The sequence below is a fragment of the Geomonas propionica genome (assembly GCF_016458235.1).
Classification (GTDB): domain Bacteria; phylum Desulfobacterota; class Desulfuromonadia; order Geobacterales; family Geobacteraceae; genus Geomonas; species Geomonas propionica.
This window is the reverse complement of the sequence record NZ_JAEMHK010000006.1, coordinates 150,948-167,437: the sequence shown is the minus strand read 5'-3', so window position 1 is coordinate 167,437 and position 16,490 is coordinate 150,948. Positions and strand designations below refer to the sequence as shown.

Sequence of the window (16,490 nt, the reverse complement as noted above, 5' to 3'; positions counted from 1 at the left end):
ACAAAACACAGCAACTGTCACAAGAAAGACGGCTGAGGCCGCAAGGAGAAGATCATGAAAAAGCTCGTCGCATTGGCATTCGTTATGGTACTTGCCGGGGCTGCCACTGCCCAGGCAAGGGTGGATCTCAGCGTCAACATCGGCATTCCGGTAGCGGCGCCGCCTCCGGTCGTCTACCCGGCTCCGGCCCCGGTGGCCTACGCCGAGCCGCCCAGCTTCATCTACTCGCCCAACCTCGGCTTCTACGTGTCGGTGGGGCTCCCCTACGACGTGGTCTACACGGACAACTGCTACTACCAGTACCGGGAAGGCTACTGGTACATGGCCACCAGCTATCGCGGACCGTGGACCTACGTCGCACCGCGCCGGCTCCCCTACGGGCTGCACCAGCACCGCTACGAGCAGATCCGTTACTACCGCGACCACGAGTACCGCACCTACCTGAGCGACCGTGACCGTTACCGCGGCAACTGGTACCGCCCGGTGGCCGAGCGCCGCGACGGGCGCTGGGGCGAGCGCAAGGATTACTACCGTGACGGCTACCGCAGTGGCTATCGCGACGCCAACCGCGACGAGCGCAGGGACGACCATCGTGATGACCGTCGCGACGACCGCAGGGACGACCATCGCGACTACCGGGATCGTCACTGATCCCACGGCTGGCTGCCTCCTCCCGCAACGCATCTTCCGGGCTCTCCTCCTTCTCCTGGAGGGGCGGGGCGGGAGGGGGAAGCCTTTTCTGACGGCAAAACGCACCATTAGATAAAATTAGGCCATTTTTTCTCAGTTTCGTGTTATACTCCCGGTTCTAATGAGTCACGGACCCCATGGGCCTTTCAGGCTTCTGGGGTTTTTTGTGGCGTCACACCAAGAAACAGGAGCATCAGTGGATTTCAAACAGTTTAACTTGCACCCCAAAGTCCAGGCCGGCGTAGAGGCCGTGGGCTACCAGGTTCCCACCCCCATCCAACTGCAGGCGATCCCCCCGGTCATCGCCGGGCAGGACGTACTGGGGCTGGCCCAGACCGGCACCGGCAAGACGGCCGCCTTCGGTCTTCCCCTGCTGCACCGTCTGGCCGACGGCGTGCGCGGTCAAGTGCGCGCGCTGGTACTCGCGCCCACCAGGGAACTCGCGGAGCAGATCAACGAGTCGCTCAACGCGCTGGCACAGCAGACCCGGCTGAAAAGCATCACCGTCTACGGCGGTGTCAACATCAACACCCAGATCAAGAAGCTGAAGGAAGGCGCCGATATCGTGGTCGCCTGCCCGGGACGCCTGCTGGACCACATCTCCCAAGGGACGGTGAATCTCTCCAAGGTCGAGGTCCTGGTCCTGGACGAGGCGGACCAGATGTTCGACATGGGCTTTCTCCCGGATGTGAGAAAGATCCTCCGCGCGCTTCCCGGCAAGAGGCAGAACCTCATGTTCTCAGCCACCATGCCCGACGACATCCGCCGGCTGGCGCACGAGATCCTGTGCCGCCCGGTCACCGTGCAGGTGAGCCGCACCGCCCCCGCGGCGACCGTGTCCCACGCACTCTACCCGGTCGGGCAGCACCTGAAGACCCCGCTTCTCTTCGAGCTTTTGAAGCACACCGACACCGAGAGCGTGCTCATCTTCACCAAGACCAAGCACCGCGCCAAAAGGGTGGGGGAGCAGCTTGAGAAGGGGGGCTACAAGGCCACTTCGCTGCAGGGGAACCTGTCCCAGAACCGCAGACAGGCGGCCTTGGACGGCTTCAGGGACGGCACCTACCAGATCATGGTGGCAACCGACATCGCCGCGCGCGGCATCGACGTCTCCTTGATCTCCCATGTCATCAACTACGACATCCCCGACACCCCCGAGGCGTACACGCACCGGATCGGCCGTACCGGGCGCGCCGCCAAGACCGGCGACGCCTTTACCATGGTGACCGGCGAGGATGAGGCGATGGTGCGCAGCATCGAGCGGGTGCTGGGCGCGAAGATCGAGCGGCGCCGCGTGGAAGGCTTTGACTACACGGTACCCGCCCCGAAGAAAGACGCCGAGTTCGCCCGCGCCCCGCGCGAGCCGCAACGCAAGAAGCAACCGGCCGCCGCGGCCCAGGGCAAGCCTGGTGAAGCCAAGAGCGCGCAAGGTACGGGGAGACCCGCCCAGCCCGGCAACAGCCGCGGCCCCGGTGCATCCCGTGGCCCCGGCGGCAGCCGTCAGCAGGCCGGGGCGCGTCAGGGTGGCAGTCGGCCCGCCGGCGCCGGCGCCGGTGAAGGGCAGCGCGGCGGCGCGCAGCGTCCCGGCAACCACGCCGCCCGGCGCAGCGGCAAGTAAGGCTGCCGAAGGAGGGGACTGGCTCCGCGAGGTGCCTGTCCCCTTGGGGCATCGGTGAAGTCGGCAGGGCTGAGATGAGCGTCCCGCTAGGGGGACAGGCACCTGCGGAGCCAGTCCCCTCTGACCAACACAATCCGCTAGAGCCAAAGAAAAAGGGGAACGTCCTGCGACGTTCCCCTTTTTCCATTTTAGCTGTCGGCCTCAGTCTCCCAGCCACCCCGCCTCGGGGAGCTGCACCGGGTCGCAGACCGCATCGATCTCCTTCGCCTTGGCACCGCAGTTGCCGCATTCGACGGTGGGCTGCAGCGTGAGCTGGTGGACCTTGTCTATCTCTCCTCGCGCGGTCAGGGCGCAGATGTGCTCGCTGTGCCCTTCCTTGTTGCATGCCATGGTGGTCACCTCCTTGAACGTTATGTCATAAGGGCTGGTGTTCATAGTTACGCTACAGTTGTAGCTACTCCATTCTACGCTTTTCTGCTAAAATTGTTGTCACAGAAGAAGTTAACTGCTGTCAGAGGAGGTATGCCATGCTTGGATCGAGATGCCCTAAATGCAACGGCAGAGGAAAAATCCTGATGGCTTCCCGGCAGTCCGGTTACGACGTCGAGGAAGTTCCCTGCACTATGTGCAAGGGGTCGGGAAGAAAATAGGGAAACGCGGCAAGGAACAGGCAACAGGTGGGACGCCCGGCGTTACGGGCAATGAAAAAGGGGGGGGCGTTGCGGCCTCCCCCTTTGCTCGTTCTCTGCATCGTTACCAGGGCATACCCCGGAAGGCTCAGTCGCCGGCGGAGGGTTCCGAGATCGGCACCAGCAACAGGGGGCACTTGCTGCGGCTGCAGATGCCGTGGGCGACGCTGCCGGTCCAGAAGGCCGCCATGCCGGTCTTGCCGTGGGTGGGGAGCACCATGAGGTCTATCTTCGCCTCCTGCGCGGCCCGGGCGATGGTCTCCGCCGGATCGCCCCGGAGCACGTGGGCCGAGGCGTGAATCCCCTCCGCTACCAGTCCCCGCACCAGTTCGCCCAGGTGCTCCTCGGCGTCGCGCGCCTCCAGGTCGAGCATGCGGGTAGCGGTCGCCGGCAGGGTGCGCGCCGTCACCTTCTCGTCCGGCGGCAGCGACTCGTAGGTGGGGATCACCGTGATGATATGCAGGTCGGAGTTGCAGATGCGCGCTACCGATTTCACCACCGGCAGCCCCTTCTCGTGCTCGGGATCGGTGTCCAGCGGCAGCAGGATCTGGCAGCAGCAAAACGGCGGCGGCTCGCCCCGGTCGTCGGGGTGGGTGATCAATACCGGCAGGGTCCCCCCGGCGATCACCTTTTGCGCGATGGAGCCAAAGAGCAGGTGAAAGGCCTTGCCGCGCCCGTGCGAGCACATGACCACCAGGTCGTGCCCCAGTTCCGCCGCGTGGGCCACGATGCTGTCGGAGACCAGTTGGGTCTCGGTCTCGTGCACGTGGCATTCGACCTTGGGGATGCCGGCAAACCAGGTCAGAGCGACCTGTTGCAGGTAGGCTTCCGCCTCTTCCGGCCCGGTCAGGTGCTTCTGGCCATGCACCTGGCTCGGGGCGTCCTTCTCCACCACGTGGAAGAGGGTCACCTGGGCCTGCAGTTTTTCGGCCATGAATCGGGCTGCCGGAAGGGCGGCCTCGGCGAGTTTGGATCCGTCCATCGGGACGAGAATGTGCTTGAACATGGCGATCATCCTGGGAAAACGGTTGAGTAAATCAGGTAGATGTTGAGGGCGACGATGAGGCCTGCCGCCATGGCGGCACAAGCGGTGGTCGCGGGTTTATTGACCAGGTCCCCCATCAGGTCGGCGCGGCGGGTGAACAGCACCAGCGGGATGATGGCGAAGGGGAGCCCGAAGGAGAGCACGACCTGGCTGATCACCAGGGTGCGGGTCGGGTCGAATCCCATGGCGATGACGAACAGGGAAGGGGCCATGGTGACCACGCGCCTGATCCAGGGCCTGATGTGACGCTGGATGAAGCCCTGCATGATCACCTGCCCCGCGCTGGTGCCGACGCTGCTGGAGGAGAGGCCGGAGAACAGCAGGGAGACCCCGAAGATGAACTTGGCCGCCGAGCCGAGCAAAGGTTCCAGGGTCCGGTAGGCCTCCTCGATGGTGGCGATGGAGGTCTTGCCGGTGGCGTAGAAGGTGGAGGCCGCCATGATGAGCATGGCCATGTTCACGAAGCTCGCGATCCCCATGGCGATCACCACGTCCATGATCTCGTAGCGGTACAGGGTGCGCAGCTTTCTCCTGTCCTTCACCACGATCCGCCCCTGCATGAGCGAGGAGTGCAGGAAGATGGCGTGGGGCATGACGGTGGCGCCGATGATGCCGGTGGCCAAAAGCACGCTTTCGCGCCCCGCGAAGGCCGGCCGCACCACGTGGCCGGCGATGTCGCCCCAGTTCGGGCTGGCGATGAAGATCTCGGCGACGTAGCACAGGGCGATCACGGCGACCATGGCGGAGATCACCGCCTCCAGCGGTCTGAAGCCGAAACGCTCCATGCCCAGGATGGCGATGGTGGCGAGGGCGGTGAGCAGGGCCCCTGCCAAAAGCGGGATGCCGAACAGGAGCTGGAACCCGAGCGCCGCCCCCATGAACTCGGCCAGGTCCGTCGCCATGGCCACCGCCTCCATGATGACCCACATGGTGATCGACACCGGCTTGGGGAACTGGTTGCGGCAGTGCTCGGCGAGGTTCTGCCCGGTGGCGAGCCCGAGCTTCGCCGAAAGCGTCTGGATCAGCATGGCGATCAGGTTGCTGGAGATGATCACCCAGAGCAGCAGGTACCCGAATTGGGCGCCCCCCTGGATGTTGGTGGCGAAGTTGCCGGGGTCGACGTAGGCGACGCTGGCGATGAAGGCTGGGCCGAGGAAGGGGAAGACGCGGGCGAGTCGTGACTGCTTCGTTTCGCGCGACAGGGCCTCCAGGGCGGACTGGACGGTCCTTGAGTCAAGGTTGCTGCTGCTGTTTTTGGGCAATGTCACCTCTGCGGTGGTTGTTGGGCGAAAAGGTCAACTAATTCTATCTGGGATGGCACCAAGAGCAACAGCATGCTTTGAAAAAGATGCGCAGCCGTCACCCATTCGAAATGAGTTGGCACCGGACCTGAGCGCATGGTAAAAGCGAGGATGAGGTAGTATAGCCGAGGCGGTCATGGCGGCCGCTGCAAAATTGTTTGATAATTATCATTATCTCGGCTAGAATCTGGCGTCCTATCAACGGGAATGGAAAATGCCGGAAGACAAAAGAAATATATTGGAAGACAGCGAAGATCTCGGCGCCGCCTGTCAGAAAGCGCTCGCCGAAACCTCGAAGGCATTGAAGGCTTTTTCCTTCTATCCCGACAACCATCCCTTGCGTTCGCAAATACTCACTTCTGCCTATGAGGCCATCACCAACCTGGTCAGGCTTGCGCCGGTCACCCTGATCGTGCAGCGTGGCGGCTTCGCCATCGCCGGCCGCCAGGAGACCATCGAAAGCAACCCGATGACCAAGGCCCTGGCCCAGGAACTCTTCGCCCGCGAGCTGCAGCGACTCACCTTTCTCCCCGAGCTGTCCCAGGCGGATCTCGCCGCCCTCCTTTCCGCGCTGGCGGTGTCGCCGCAAAAGATCGCCGAGGAAGGGGGCGTGGGCGGCATGTTGGCCCGAAACGGTATCAGCACCGTCATGGTGAACCAGATCGACGTGACGGCTGTGTACACCAAAAAAAACGTGGGGCAGGCCGAGGAAGAGCCGGGCGACGGTGGCGCCGAGGTTTTCGTGGAGGGTGCGCCCGAGGCCGCCCCGGCACAGGGGAGCGTGGCCGGGCAGGGATCCGAACCCGGGCTCGACGAGATTCTGGCCGCGCTGATTGCGGAGACCGACGAGGAACGCTACCGGCAATTGGCGCGCCTGCTGCTGAAAAAGGCGCTGCCGCTGAAGCTTGAGGGGAGCCACGACCGCCTCTACGTAGTGCTGACGCGCCTGGTGGAACAGCAGGCGGATTCGGGCAAGAGCACGGCCTGCTGCGACGCGGCGCACACGGTGCTTCAACAACTCATCCAGGGGGAGATGGCGGAACACCTGCTGAACCACCTGGAGGACGTCGATTTTCCTGACAAGGAGGCGATCTGCCGCATGCTCCGGCTGGCCGGTGCCGAGGTGGTTGACGCCGTAGTCCGGCGCCTGACCGCGACCGGCAGCAGGTCCGCCCGCAAGGCCCTGGCCACCGCCGTGGTCCGCATCGGGGTGCAGGCGCAGCCGCAGTTGCTGGTGCTGCTCAAGGACGCCAGGGCGCAGGTGGTGCAGATGGCGGTAGCCATCCTGGCCGAAATCGGCAACCGGGATGCGGTGAAGGGGCTCGTGCTGACCGCGTATCACCCGGAGAGCCGGGTGCGCACGGAGAGCATACGGGCGCTGGCCCGCGTCGGCGGCATGGAGGCCACCGGCGTGCTCCTCACCCTGGTGCAGGAGGGGGACGAGGCGACCGCGCGGCAGGCGATTTCCTGCCTGGGGACCTGCAGGAACCAGGCGGCGCTCGACCCGTTACTTAAGCTGGTAGGGAAGCGCGACCTGAGGGGGAAGCTGCACGCGCTCCAACTGGAGGCGCTCAAGGCCATAGGGAACATCGGCGACCGGCGCGTCCTGGGCGCCCTTTTCAAGCTGGTGCGCAGGCGCTACCTGATCGGCACGACGCGCCGCCTGGAGCAGAAGCTCGTTGCCGTTGACGCCATCGCCGCCCTGGGCGGGGACCAGGCGCGGGCTTTCCTTAAGGGGTACGCCTCGGGGAAAGGAGATCTGGCCGGTGCCGCGGCTGCGGCGCTCCAGGTGATGGCGCAGCGGGAGCCAGGGCATGAGTGAGATCACCAAACAGGATGTGCAGCGCGCCGCGATGCTGTTCACCGCGTCGATCAAGTCGGTGCTGCTTTATCCGCTCGCCCATCCGGCGGTGCGCCAGCCCCTGCAGGAGTTGGTGGGGCTCATGGGCGAGATGATGGGCGAGCGGCACGAACTGCACCTGGGAGTGGTGGAGGGGACCTTCTTCATCGAGGGATGCCTGCTGGTCGCCCCCAACGCCGCCGTCGCCGAGTTGGTCGAGCGCCTGCTGCAAAAGGGAATCGACGCCGTAACCATCTACCCCGCAGTCACTCCCGACGACCTCTTCGGCTTTGCGGCGCTCCTGGCGAACCGGAAGGTCGACGCCGACACCTTCGCGGCAGAGTTGGAAAGAAAGGGGATCAGCAACGTCCGCCTCGGCATCGACGAGATGGTCGCCGGCGAGGCGGAAGGGAAGGGGGAAGCCCTGGTTCCCACCGCCATCTACCGCGACGCGCTCAAGGCCGTGCGCGACACCATGCGCGAGATCGACAACGGCAGGATCCCCAGCGGCGAGTGGATCAACGGCGTGGTGGAGAACATGGTCTCGGTGACCATGGAAGAGCCGACCACCCTGCTTGGCCTCGCCATGATCAAGGACTACGATAACTACACCTTCAGCCATTCCGTCAACGTAGGCATCCTCGCGCTCACCCTGGCCGCTTTCCTCGGCCTCGAAAAAGAGGCGCTGCACGAGATCAACACGGCGGGGCTATTGCACGACATCGGCAAGACCAAGATCGACAAGACCATCCTGAACAGCCCGGGGAAGCTCTCCGACACCGAGTTCAAGGAGATGAAGCGTCACGCCGAGGAAGGGGCCGAGATCGTCAAGAAGATGAAGAACATCCCCCCCGCGGTGGCGGAGGCCGTGCTCGGGCACCACATCCGCCACGACCGCACCGGCTACCCCGAGTGGGCGCGGGAGATGCACTTCGGGCTGTACACCGAGATCGTTTCCGTGGCCGATTGCTACGACGCCATTACCACGCTGCGCACCTACCAGCGGCCGACCCTGCCCAAGGAGGCCATGGAGATCATGCACCGCCTGGCCGGCTCCTCGCTGAACACCGAGCTGGTGGAACAGTTCGAGACGATGATGGGGGAATATCCGGTGGGGAGCCTGGTGCGCCTGGACACCAACGAGATCGCGCTGGTGCTCAAGCCGCACCCGATGGAGTGCGCGGAGCCGTCGGTGAAGATCCTGCTTGACGCCCAAGGGCAGGCGCTGGCCGCGCCCCGGCTGGTGAGCCTCGCCGCGCAGGGGGGCGCGCGCTACGCCTCCATCATCGCGCCCGTAGACCCGCTCTTGAAGAACATCGACGTCGCCAGCCACCTGCTGGCCTGAACCGCGCGCCGGCAAAAGGGGACTGGCTCCGCCAGGTGCCTGTCCCCTTAGGCTTGGGTAAGGTGGCTGGGCAGAATGGAGCGTACCGCTAAAGGGACAGGCACCTAACGGAGCCAGTCCCTTCTGCTACAAAAAAGGGGGGACGGCTTTCGCCGTCCCCCCTTCGTGCGTCTAAAGCGTGGCGTGCCTGTCTAGGCGGACCACTGTCCGTGCATGTTGCAGTACTCGCGCACCTTGATGTCGGCGGCGGTGATCGGGAAGGTCGCTTCCGGGGCCTGGCCCGGCTGCAGCTGAGCGCGGTAGACCTTGCCGTCGGCGATCACTTCGATCCACTCGATGTAGTGGGCGCTCTCCATCGGGTGCGGGATGCTCCCCACCTTGACGGTGATGGTCCCTGCGCCGCGCTCGATGACCGGTACGTGCTTCTCCTTGGAGGCGTCGACCGTGTTTTCCTTCTGCAGTTTCATCTCCTCACCGCAGCAGACCAGTTGGCCGCCGCCGGCATGGAACACCTCGACTATATTGCCGCACATTTCACACTTGTAGATTTCCAGAGCCTGAGCCATTTAATCCCTCCTGTTTGGTGGTTGATTTGAGTGCCGCTATTTGAGACAGGCGGCAAGGTTCGCCGCCAAGATCTTGTTGTTTCCTTCCAGGAACTTGTTCTGGAAGATGGCGTCGTCGCCGAAGACGAGGAAGGAGCCCTTCCCCAGGGTGCCCGCCACCACGACGCCGAAGGAGGCGGTTTCCTCCTTGGACTGCTTCTGGTCCTGATCGACATCGATCCAGGCCTGGAAGCCGGTTGCGGCGATGACGCGGGCGTTGTCGGTCTGGTTGATCAGCCCCCAGGCGCCATGCACGCTGAAATCGGAGACCCCCTTGAACAGGGGATGCTCCTGGAACCGGTTGACCCGGAAGTTGATCAGTTCCCCGTCGATCACGTTCTCGCGCTCCTGTACCACCCCGTTGGTGTGGCTTACCTGCAGCCGGTCCAAAAAGGAGGCCATGGGGGGGGCGATGTGCAGCATGATGGCGACACGCCCGCCGTTCTCGATGAACCTCGCCACCGCCTCGATTTCGTTAGGGTGCAGCGGGGTGAAGGCGCCGCTGATGATGAGCGCGCGCGCGCCGGCAAGTGTCGCATCGGAGAGGGGCTGGTCCACGGTGCCGACCTCGAGGCCCGCCTGCTGCAACACCTCCGCCAGCCCGGAAAGCTGCAACGGTCCCTGCTCCTTCACCTGAAAGCGTTCGCCGTGCCCGTTGTCGAAAAGAACCTTGTCCGCCGCCAGCACGGGTGCGGTCATCATTAAGAAGGCCAGTACAATTATACTCATGAATCTCAAAGCGCCAGTCATTTAATCCCCCATTGCATAAAAATTTAAAAGAGACCTTTTTGATCCTGTTGGTCCTTATAGCAGCATTGTTTCGGCCACGCAACAACTTTTTTCTGTCTACGGGACTGCTACCGTTGACAGCGGGGCGGGCGCCGATGTATTACAGGTAACCGAGCAATGTCATCACAGATTCTGGGGGCAACACATGATCGTGCATATAGTGCTTTTCAAGCTCAAAGAGGCCACCGCTGAGAACGTCGAGGCTGCCAAGCAGCGCCTTTTGAGCATGGACGGCAAGGTAGAGTTGCTGCGTCACCTCGAGGTGGGCGTGGACCTGATCCACTCCGAGCGGTCCGCGGACATCGCCCTGTACACCAAGTTCGACTCCCTGGAAGACCTGCAGGCCTACCAGGTGCACCCGTACCATGCCAACGAGGTGGCCGCCTACATGAGGAGCGTCTGTTCCTCCGTGGTCGCCGCCGACTACGAAGTCTGATCAAAGCACCACATAAAGAGCAATGAGGAGGAGTAACTGATGGAGTTGTGTGCCTGTGGCAGCGGCGTGGCTTACGCCGAATGCTGTCGCCCCGTTATCAAGGGGGAGCGCCGCGCTGAGACGGCAGAGGCGCTGATGCGCGCGCGTTACGCCGCGTATGCCAACGTCGAGACCGATTTCATATTCGAGAGCACCCACCCCAAGCACCGCGAGGGGTATGACGCCGAGGGGACCCGCGAGTGGGCGGAGAAGTCCGAGTGGCTGGGACTGGAGATCGTCTCCACCAAGGACGGCGGCAAGGATGACGCCACCGGCGAGGTCGAGTTCATCGCCCGCTGGAAAGAGCAGGGGCAGGACCGGGCGCACCACGAGCGCGCCCTGTTCAAGAAGGAGAAGGAAACCTGGCTCTTCACCGACGGCAAGCCGGTGACTGCGCAGCCGATCGTGAGGACGTCGCCCAAGATCGGGCGCAACGATCCCTGCAGCTGCGGCAGCGGCATCAAGTACAAGAAGTGCTGCGGCAAGTAATCCGGCCGCGGTAACACGGCCGAGGCAGGAATGGCCGTGGTAGGAATGGCCGAAGCATGAATGGCTAAAGCATGAATGGCAAAGGGGCGAGTGGAAAATCCACTCGCCCCTTTTTCTTTGGGCTCATATTCCCCCTCCCCTTGCGGGAGGGGGGTAGGGGGTGGGGGAGGATGCCAACATCTCAACTGGTTGCGGCTTCACCCACCCCCCGTCCCCCTCCCGTCAAGGGAGGGGGGCAAGGACCGGTGCTTCCACTTGTCCCCTACTTCTGGCTCGCCACCAGCGCCTGGTTCACGTCCTCGATGATATCGTCGATGTGTTCGATACCCACCGAGAGCCGGATCAGGTCGGGGGTGACCCCGGAAGCGATCTGCTGCTCCTCGGAAAGCTGGCGGTGCGTGGTGCTGGCCGGGTGCAGCACACAGCTCCTGGCGTCGCCCACGTGCACTACGAGCGCCACCAGCTGGCAGCTCTCCATGAACTTCTTGCCCGCCGCCGCGCCACCTTTGATGCCGAAGGTGAGCACGCCGCTCGCCCCCTTGGGGAGGTACTTCTGCGCCCTGGCGTAGCTCTTGTGGCTCTCCAGCCCCGGGTAGCTCACCCAGGAGACCGCCTCGTGCTTCTCCAGGTACTTCGCCAGCGCCAGCGCGTTCTCGGAGTGGCGCTGCATGCGCAGCGGCAGCGTCTCCAGCCCCAGGTTGAACAAAAACGCGTTCATCGGGGCCGGGCAGGGGCCGATGTCGCGCATGAGCTGCACGCGCGCCTTGACGATGTAGGCGAGCTTGCCGAAGGTCTTCAGGTACTGCAGGCCGTGGTAGCTATCATCAGGCTCGGTCATTTCGGGATACTTCCCGTTGTCCCAGTCGAAGTTGCCGCTGTCCACGATCACGCCGCCCACGCTGGTGGCGTGCCCGTCGATGTACTTGGTGGCGGAGTGGATCACGATGTCGGCACCGTGCTCGAGCGGGCGGCACAGGTACGGGGTCGGGAAGGTGTTGTCGATGATGAGGGGCACCTGCATCTTCTTGGCGACGCGGGAGAACTTCTCGAAGTCGAGAATGTTGAGCCCCGGGTTGCCGATGGTCTCACCGAACAGACAGCGGGTCTCGGGGCGGAAGGCCGCGACGATGGTCGCTTCGTCCGCCTCGGGATCGACGAAGGTCACTTCGATTCCCATTTTAGGGAAGGTATTGGAGAAGAGCGAGAAGGTGCCGCCGTACAGGGTGCTCGCCGCGACCACGTGCTGGCCGGCGCGGCAGATGTTCATCACGGCGATGGTGGAGGCCGCTTGGCCGCTGGAAGTGGCCATGGCCGCGACCCCGCCCTCCATGGCGGCGATCTTCAGTTCGAACCCTTCCGCGGTCGGGTTGGAAAGCCGGGTGTAGAAATGCCCACCGACCTCGAGGTCGAACAGTTTGGCCACGTGCTCCGCGCTGGAAAACTTGAAGGTCGTGCTCTGATAGATGGGCAGGATGCGCGGGTCGCCGTCCTTGGGGGCGAACCCCTCCTGGATCGCCTGGGTCTCGATGCGCCAATTCTTCTTCATTGTTCCCTCCTTCGTGAGTCATATAGCAAGGCAAGGGCCGCACTATAGCATGATTGTCGCGGCTGTTGCAGGGAAATATTAGAATGGCGCTTTGGTGGCCTGATCGCCGGGGGGAATACGCCTTGCCCCGTATTCCGGAATGTGTTAAAAAATTGGACACCAAAATCAAGGAGGGGATGCATGCCCGTCGCAGATAAGATCGCCGGATTTATTGCGAAATCGTCGTGGATCAGGAAGATGTTCGAGGAGGGTGAGAAGCTCAGGAAGGAGTACGGAGCCGACAAGGTCTACGACTTCACCCTGGGGAACCCAGATGTCGAGCCCCCCGCGGCGTTCCAGGACGAGTTCCTCAAGCTCGCCAAGCAGCCGGTCCCGGGCATGCACCGCTACATGAACAACGCCGGCTACCCCGAGACCAGGGACGCCGTGGCGCGCATGCTCTCCGCCGCGTCCGATCTCCCGGTCCAGGGAAGCCAGGTGGTGATGACCTGCGGTGCCGGTGGGGCGCTGAACGTGGTGTTGAAGACGATCCTGAATGCCGGTGACGAGGTGATCCTTCTTACCCCGTTCTTCGTCGAGTATCGTTTCTATATAGACAACCACGGCGGGGTTCCGGTCGAGGTATGGACCGACCGCGAGACTTTCCAGCTCGATATTCCGGCCATCGCCGCGGCGGTCACCAACAAGACCCGCGCCATCATCATCTGCTCCCCGAACAACCCGACCGGCGTCATCTACCCGGCTGAAAGCCTGCAGGCCCTCGGCGAGATGATTGCCGACAAGGAAGCGGAGCTCGGCAAGCAGATCCTGGTCATCTCCGACGAGCCTTACGCCCGCATCGCCTACGACGGCAAGAGCGTGCCCAACATCTTCCGCTACGTCCAGAACTCGGTCATCGTCACCTCGCACTCCAAGGACCTGGCGCTTCCCGGCGAGCGCATCGGCTACCTGGCCGCGAGCCCCAAGATGAAGAACGTGGACCATTTCATGGAGGGGGCGGTATTTTCCAACCGCGTACTCGGCTTTGTGAACGCGCCGGCTTTGATGCAGCGCCTGGTGGCCGGACTGCAGCATGTCTCCGTCGACATCGACGCCTACCGGGTCAAGCGCGACCTGCTCTACGACTCCCTCACTGCCCTGGGCTTTTCCATGGTCAAGCCGGACGGCGCCTTCTACCTGTTCCCGAAGTCGCCGATTGCCGACGATGTCGAGTTCGTGAAGATGGCGCAGAAACACCGTATCCTGCTGGTTCCTGGTGCCGGCTTCGGCGCCCCCGGCTTCTTCCGCATCGCCTACTGCGTGGACCAGGGGATGATCGAACGGAGCATCCCGGCCTGGCGCGAGCTGGCCAAAGAGGCGGGCCTCCCCGGCTAAAGGGACTACCATGACCGAGACCATTCTTATAGTCGACGACGAGGAGGGGATCCGCTCCTCCCTGGCCGGCATCCTCGAGGACGAGGGGTACCGCACCGTCTGCGCTGCCGACGGCGTCGAGGCCCTCGCCCTGTGCCAGAAGGAGGTTCCCGGGCTCGTGCTCCTCGATATCTGGATGCCCAGGATGGACGGCATCGAGACACTCAAGCACCTGAAGGAGCTGCACCCGGCCTTGAACGTCATCATGATGAGCGGCCACGGCACGATCGAGACCGCGGTCAAGTCGACCAAGCTGGGCGCCTACGACTTCATCGAGAAGCCGCTCTCCCTGGAGAAGGTGGTGGTGACCGTCGAGAACGCGCTCTCCATGAACCGTCTCAAGGAGGAGAACGCGACGCTCAGGGGGCAGGTGCAGCAGGGGCACGAGATGATCGGCAACGCGCCCGCCATGCTCCAGCTGGCCGAGCAGATCCGGCTGGTCGCACCCACCAACGCCTCGGTCCTCATCACCGGCGAGAACGGCACCGGCAAGGAGTTGGTGGCGCGCTCGGTGCACTACCACAGCCAGCGTCGGGACAAGCCCTTCATCGAGATCAACTGCGCGGCTATTCCTGAAGAACTGATCGAGAGCGAGCTCTTCGGTCACGAACGAGGCGCCTTCACCGGTGCCGTGGCGCAGAAGAAGGGAAAGTTCGACCTGGCCGACGGCGGCACCCTGTTCCTGGACGAGATCGGGGACATGTCGCTGAAGACCCAGGCTAAGGTGCTGCGCATCCTGCAGGAGAAGAAGTTTGAGAGGGTGGGTGGCACCCGGACCCTGGAGGTCGACGTCCGCATCGTCGCCGCCACTAATAAGCTCCTCGAGGAGGAGATCAAGAACGGCACCTTCCGCGAGGACCTCTACTACCGCCTGAACGTGGTCCCTTTCAAAGTCCCGCCGCTGCGCGAGCGCCGCGAGGACATCCCGCTTCTGGCCGGCTACTTCCTGGACGCCTTCTGTGACCAGGAGGGGAGGGAGCGAAAGCGCATCGTCCCGGAGGCGATGGAATCGCTCAAGCGCTACGAGTGGCCCGGCAACGTGCGCGAGTTGAAGAACATCGTGGAGCGCCTGGTGATCATGACCCCCGGCGGCACCATCACCATGAACCATCTCCCCGACGACTTCGTCTCGCCCGGCAGCCGGGAGGGGGCGGGGGGGAAGCTGGACAGTGTACTGGAGCTCTCCAGCCTCAGGGAGGCGCGCGAGGAGTTCGAGCGCGAGTTCATCATGCAAAAGCTCGAGGAGAACGACTGGAACGTCTCGAAGACTGCCGAGGCGATCGAACTGGAGCGGAGCAACCTGCACAGGAAGATCAAGAGCTACGGCATCGACATGAAGAAGTAGGAAACAGGTAGGGTAAATGTGTAAAGTTTGGAACGAAAGTTGCCGAAATAATTTAACTTTTTATTTTTACGTGTAAAGTTTCGCGGGGCCGTTTTTTTCCGTTAGTAAGCAGGTACTATTTTTTGTAAAGTTTGCGCTGTAACTTTTTGAAGTTACAGCGCTTTTTATTTTTAGGTGTAAAGTTTCGCCGGTTCCCCGTTAGTAAGCAGGTGGTCAAAACTTTGTAAAGATTGAGCTGTAACTTGCTTAAATAGCGACGTCTTTTTTTTGCCGTGTAAAGATTCTCCGGCGACCGAAATGGTCGTTTTTTTCAAAACTTTACAAGTGAATCGGGGTGGCAAGCGGGGTACCCCATAGTTGTAAAGTTTGGTGCGAAACCCTCGGGAATCACTTGATTTTCTGCTTCGAGCGTCATGTTGTGCCGGGCCATTAGTAGGCTGGTGGTCAGCGGTTTGTAAAGATTGAGCTGTAACCTGCCTAAATCACGAGGGGTTCTTCGGCAAGATGTAAAGATTCTCCGTCGGCCAAAATTTTTGATGCCCGGAATCTTGACAGACGCTTCGGGTGATATACCATTTGATATAGTTACCTTTTGACAACCAGTGGAGGCGGCATGGAAGAACTCACAGCACGGCAGCGTCAGGTTCTCGACTACATCGTTTCCTTCCTCGGCAGCAATGACTACCCGCCCACCTTGAGGCAGATTTCCGGGGAGATGGGGACCAGCGGCACGGTCAGTACCCTGCGCATTCTTGAGGCGCTGGAGCGCAAAGGGTATATCTCGCGCGAGGCCGGTGCCTCCCGGGGGATCCAGCTGAAGGTGCCTGCGCCCAGGGCGGGGGTGCTGAAAATCCCGATCGTCGGAGCCATCAACGCGGGGAGACCCGACCTGCCCTTCGAGGAGATCGAGGGGTACTGTCGCTTCGAGGAGGAGCGTGCTCATGGCGGCACCTTTTTCCTCAGGGTCAGGGGGGATTCCATGATCGAGGACGCCATTCTTGACGGCGACCTCGTTCTGGTCAGGCCACAAGCAACGGCCCAAAACGGCGACATAGTTGTGGCGATGGTAGATGGGGAGGTGACGCTCAAACGCTACTATTTCGAGGATGGTCATGTCCGATTGCAACCGGCCAACCGGAACATGGAGCCTATCCTCGTGACTTCATCACATGACTTCGTGATATCAGGCAAGGTGGTTAAAGTGTTGCGTGATATCGAACATTAACGTTGTGGAGGGTTCGCAATTATTAGAAAAATATTTATTTGTACTTGACATAATATTCTACTTGAAAGGGAAACC

The 16,490-nt window shown here is 62.4% G+C and carries 15 protein-coding genes; 9 read left to right on the top strand and 6 right to left on the bottom strand.

The features are described 5' to 3' along the window. Nucleotides 1-54 precede the first annotated feature (54 nt). Nucleotides 55-651 (top strand): hypothetical protein, encoded by a 597-nt coding sequence (locus tag JFN90_RS09925; RefSeq protein ID WP_199394960.1) that lies wholly within the window; start codon nt 55-57, stop codon nt 649-651. Nucleotides 652-886: 235 nt separating this feature from the next. Beyond that, nucleotides 887-2,308, top strand: coding sequence for a DEAD/DEAH box helicase (locus tag JFN90_RS09920; protein WP_199394959.1), 1,422 nt, complete (start codon nt 887-889; stop codon nt 2,306-2,308). A 201-nt stretch (nt 2,309-2,509) separates the two neighbouring features. Here the strand turns inward: JFN90_RS09920 and JFN90_RS09915 are convergent, their stop codons facing one another. The 3 genes from JFN90_RS09915 to JFN90_RS09905 form a co-directional block, all read right to left on the bottom strand. Beyond that, nucleotides 2,510-2,698: a hypothetical protein gene (locus tag JFN90_RS09915; RefSeq protein ID WP_199394958.1), complete on the bottom strand. Its 189-nt coding sequence runs from the start codon at nt 2,696-2,698 to the stop codon at nt 2,510-2,512. 387 nt (nt 2,699-3,085) lie between these two features. Then, nucleotides 3,086-4,003 (bottom strand): universal stress protein, encoded by a 918-nt coding sequence (locus tag JFN90_RS09910; RefSeq protein ID WP_199394957.1) that lies wholly within the window; start codon nt 4,001-4,003, stop codon nt 3,086-3,088. 5 nt (nt 4,004-4,008) lie between these two features. Beyond that, a complete protein-coding gene (locus JFN90_RS09905) occupies nt 4,009-5,304 on the bottom strand; it encodes an Nramp family divalent metal transporter (RefSeq protein ID WP_215906752.1) in 1,296 nt (431 codons plus the stop codon). A 277-nt stretch (nt 5,305-5,581) separates the two neighbouring features. Between JFN90_RS09905 and JFN90_RS09900 the strand changes: the two genes are divergently transcribed. Together JFN90_RS09900 and JFN90_RS09895 are read left to right on the top strand one after the other, a co-directional pair. Continuing rightward, nucleotides 5,582-7,165, top strand: coding sequence for a HEAT repeat domain-containing protein (locus JFN90_RS09900; RefSeq protein WP_199394955.1), 1,584 nt, complete (start codon nt 5,582-5,584; stop codon nt 7,163-7,165). Further along, entirely contained in the window at nt 7,158-8,528 is a 1,371-nt protein-coding gene (locus JFN90_RS09895) for an HD-GYP domain-containing protein (RefSeq protein WP_199394954.1), read from the top strand. The genes JFN90_RS09900 and JFN90_RS09895 overlap by 8 nt, the downstream gene beginning before the upstream one ends. Nucleotides 8,529-8,719: 191 nt before the next feature. Here JFN90_RS09895 and JFN90_RS09890 read toward each other — a convergent pair whose 3' ends face one another. Next, complete coding sequence (locus JFN90_RS09890) at nt 8,720-9,094, bottom strand: desulfoferrodoxin (protein WP_199394953.1); 375 nt, start codon at nt 9,092-9,094, stop codon at nt 8,720-8,722. Between the two features lie 36 nt (nt 9,095-9,130). Next, nucleotides 9,131-9,862, bottom strand: coding sequence for a DUF4350 domain-containing protein (locus JFN90_RS09885; RefSeq protein WP_236018932.1), 732 nt, complete (start codon nt 9,860-9,862; stop codon nt 9,131-9,133). Nucleotides 9,863-10,067: 205 nt separating this feature from the next. On the opposite strand from JFN90_RS09885, the gene JFN90_RS09880 reads away from it, so the two are divergent. Both JFN90_RS09880 and JFN90_RS09875 read left to right on the top strand, forming a co-directional pair. After that, the gene (locus JFN90_RS09880; RefSeq protein WP_199394951.1) at nt 10,068-10,358 is read left to right on the top strand and encodes a Dabb family protein; all 291 of its coding nucleotides are present in this window, start codon (nt 10,068-10,070) and stop codon (nt 10,356-10,358) included. Nucleotides 10,359-10,394: 36 nt separating this feature from the next. Next, nucleotides 10,395-10,886, top strand: coding sequence for a YchJ family protein (locus JFN90_RS09875; RefSeq protein WP_199395056.1), 492 nt, complete (start codon nt 10,395-10,397; stop codon nt 10,884-10,886). Nucleotides 10,887-11,148: 262 nt separating this feature from the next. Here JFN90_RS09875 and JFN90_RS09870 read toward each other — a convergent pair whose 3' ends face one another. After that, nucleotides 11,149-12,432 carry an O-acetylhomoserine aminocarboxypropyltransferase/cysteine synthase family protein gene (locus tag JFN90_RS09870; protein ID WP_199394950.1) on the bottom strand — a complete coding sequence of 428 codons (1,284 nt, stop codon included), beginning with the start codon at nt 12,430-12,432 and terminating at the stop codon, nt 11,149-11,151. A gap of 180 nt (nt 12,433-12,612) precedes the next feature. Between JFN90_RS09870 and JFN90_RS09865 the strand changes: the two genes are divergently transcribed. The 3 genes from JFN90_RS09865 (at nt 12,613) to lexA (ending at nt 16,415) form a co-directional block, all read left to right on the top strand. Further along, complete coding sequence (locus tag JFN90_RS09865; protein WP_199394949.1) at nt 12,613-13,806, top strand: pyridoxal phosphate-dependent aminotransferase; 1,194 nt, start codon at nt 12,613-12,615, stop codon at nt 13,804-13,806. 10 nt (nt 13,807-13,816) lie between these two features. Then, the gene (locus tag JFN90_RS09860) at nt 13,817-15,190 is read left to right on the top strand and encodes a sigma-54-dependent transcriptional regulator (RefSeq protein ID WP_199394948.1); all 1,374 of its coding nucleotides are present in this window, start codon (nt 13,817-13,819) and stop codon (nt 15,188-15,190) included. Between the two features lie 613 nt (nt 15,191-15,803). Next, nucleotides 15,804-16,415 (top strand): transcriptional repressor LexA, encoded by a 612-nt coding sequence (gene lexA / locus JFN90_RS09855; protein ID WP_199394947.1) that lies wholly within the window; start codon nt 15,804-15,806, stop codon nt 16,413-16,415. Nucleotides 16,416-16,490: the final 75 nt, after the last annotated feature.